Here is a 2,749-nt window from a genome sequence, read left to right as displayed (position 1 = left end):
ATCCATCACAAGACACCAGGCGTCAAAGGCGAGATCGAATTCATCCGCGGGCTGTTCGGAAATGCTACGTGACCCTGGCGCCTTGCTGCGCTGCCGTGCACCAGTAGAAATAATGCAACAGTCCCTTCAAAGGCGACATGCCTCATAATTTACATAAACGGACTATCGGCTATTTAGGGCTGCCTAATTACTGCCCTCCACTATTAAAGAATTATGCTGGTTGCTTAAATAGCGGGCCTGTGCGACAACCTCACTTATGATAGATGATACCACAGATACGCGCCTGGGGCGCTATGTTGAAACCCCCGTCGGAGGCGAAGTCATTCGCGCGTTCGTGCCACCCGCTTTGCCGCCCGACCCGTCTATCGACGTCCTTCCCTTACTAACAAGACTGAGTGCGGCCGAGCGCGCGTTGGGGCGGCTGGACGGGATCACCATGCTGCTGCCGCGCCATGATCTCTTTCTCTATATGTATGTCCGCAAGGAAGCGGTGCTGTCCTCGCAGATCGAAGGCACCCAGTCGACGCTGACCGACCTGCTGCGGTTCGAGGCTGCGGCCGAGGCAGGCCGGGCCTTCGACGATGTCCGGGAGGTCTCGAACTACGTCGACGCGATGATGTACGGTCTGGATCGGCTGCACGAGCTTCCGCTGTCCCTGCGCCTGATCCGTGAGATGCATGCGCGGCTGATGGAGGGCAACCGTGGCGGCGACAAATACCCCGGCGAGTTTCGGCGGAGCCAGAACTGGATTGGTGGCACGCGACCCGGCAACGCCATGTTCGTGCCGGTCCCGCCGAACGAACTTGGCCCCTGTCTGTCAGACTTCGAGGCGTTCATTCACGAAGACGCGTCCGGCCTGCCGGCCCTGATCAAGGCTGGTTTGCTGCACGTCCAGTTCGAAACCATCCACCCGTTTCTGGATGGCAACGGCCGGATCGGGCGTCTCTTAATCACGCTTTATCTCTGCACCAAAGGCTCGCTGCAGGCACCTCTCCTGTACCTCAGCCTATATCTGAAGACGCATCGGGCGGTGTATTACGCACTCCTGCAATCCGTGCGCGAAACGGGCGCCTGGGAAGAGTGGCTGGCGTTTTTTTTGGACGGCGTGGCCCAGACCGCCAACCAGGCATTCGAGGCCGCGACGCAGATTGTCGAGCTGTTCAAGGCTGACCGGGACCGGATCACCGCTGACAGTGATCGTGCGGGATCCTCCTTGCGAGTCCATGAGTGGCTTCAGTCAAACCCGTTCGTCACCTCGAACCATTTGGTTGACAAGATCGGGTTGTCGGCACCGACCGTCAACGCGGCCCTCGCCGATCTGGAGCGGCTGGGTATCGTGACCGAAGTCACGGGAAAGCGTCGGAACCGGGTGTTCGGTTACCAGAGATACCTCGACATTCTGAGCGAGGGCACGGCGCCGCTCTAGAATGTGATGTTCTGCGCCCTTCCGATTCGGCTTCCGCCTTTCCGCCGTCGTCGTGAACGGAGATCGCCCTGCCGACTTCCCCGTGCATTTGCTTCAGGCTCTGTGAGCGACAACGCCGCGAGATCGAAGTCAGTGATGCGGAGCCTCGTGTCCTGAGAGACCCGGTTTGAATGCCATCCTGCCGACATGGCGCCGTCCCCTCTGAAGGCAAGCGTCACGGTGGCAGGGCTGAGTGATCTGCTTTCAACGCCGCCAGCGCGTTGAAGGGTTCGGATGGTTCAAGCTGTTCCGATGGGCAGGATGACGGGTCTGGCATGGGCTCCCCGCGCATCTCTGTCCTCTGGTCCATCCCTTCGACTGACAATCCCCTAATCCCGTTCGGTCTCCTGCGCGCAACCCCGCGTCAGTCCGGGCCGTGTTGGCCTGTGCCAGGCCTGCCCGCTCCACCCCGGTCCTCTGGGGGTTTCCGGCGTCCATGCTGTCCGCCGTGCACGCGTCATCCGACGGGCTTGTTCAGGGTCTTGTCGAAGGGACGGTCCCGAAGACAGGAAACACAGGAGCTTATTATGCAGAACATCGTCATCCTCGCCGGCAACATCGGTCAAAAACCCGAAACCCGCACCACCCAGGGCGGCACCAACATTACCAACTTCAGCCTCGCCACCTCGCGCCCTCGCCTGTCGGAAGGTCGCGTGCTGCGCGACGAGAATGGCTACCGGACCATGGACACCGAATGGCACCGCATCACCTGCTTCAACGGTCTCGGCAAGACGGTCGCAGAGCATTGCGAAAAGGGCATGAAGGTCCTCGTCCACGGCCGCATCCACTACACCAAGTGGGTCGACAGCATGGGGAACGACCGCTACGGCTGCGAGATCATTGCCGAGAAGGTCGACTTCCTGAGCCGTCCGAAGTCGGCCGAGAATGAACACCCCGAGTTGGTCGACCGCGACGACGAGATCCCGTTCTAACGAACGGGGCCTCCCCCAAGGCCCGACGGGGAAACCTGCCGGGCCTTGGGCGTTGCTGGGCTTGGCAGCAAACGGTTCATAAAAAAATAGAGGCGGCGCTTCCGGCCCTGAGCTGCCTTTCACCACTGCTCCCGATATTGCACCGCATTGTCACCGAACCCGCCATTCGTCCATCGCGCAGCATTTTCGGAGTGTGAAGGTCGGCAGAGCGGGCCGAAGCGGAGATTACCCGCGTCAATCTTCGTTCAAGGCATGCCTTAGGGTGTCGACAGACAGAGGTTTGGCGACAAATCGGAATTCCTCAGAGCTGATTACGCCGACATTGGAGCGACCTGACATCAGACAATCGTGC

2 protein-coding genes are annotated in these 2,749 nt (G+C 60.3%); both read left to right on the top strand.

From position 1 onward, the window contains the following. Positions 1 to 256: 256 nt before the first annotated feature. Positions 257 to 1,426 carry a Fic family protein gene (locus WBB85_RS11770; RefSeq protein WP_432638803.1) on the top strand — a complete coding sequence of 390 codons (1,170 nt, stop codon included), beginning with the start codon at positions 257 to 259 and terminating at the stop codon, positions 1,424 to 1,426. A gap of 566 nt (positions 1,427 to 1,992) precedes the next feature. Continuing rightward, the gene (locus WBB85_RS11765) at positions 1,993 to 2,397 is read left to right on the top strand and encodes a single-stranded DNA-binding protein (RefSeq protein WP_432638802.1); all 405 of its coding nucleotides are present in this window, start codon (positions 1,993 to 1,995) and stop codon (positions 2,395 to 2,397) included. Positions 2,398 to 2,749: the final 352 nt, after the last annotated feature.

Origin of the sequence: Albidovulum sp. (genome assembly GCF_049646345.1) — a bacterium.
Classification (GTDB): Bacteria; Pseudomonadota; Alphaproteobacteria; order Rhodobacterales; family Rhodobacteraceae; genus Albidovulum.
This window is presented reverse-complemented; position numbering and strand designations above follow the sequence as displayed.

Bases quoted from the DNA above. Each gene is read 5' to 3' on its own strand.
- WBB85_RS11765 (WP_432638802.1), top strand. From the start codon at position 1,993: ATGCAGAACATCGTCATCCTCGCCGGCAACATCGGTCAAAAACCCGAA.
- WBB85_RS11770 (WP_432638803.1), top strand. From the start codon at position 257: ATGATAGATGATACCACAGATACGCGCCTGGGGCGCTATGTTGAAACC.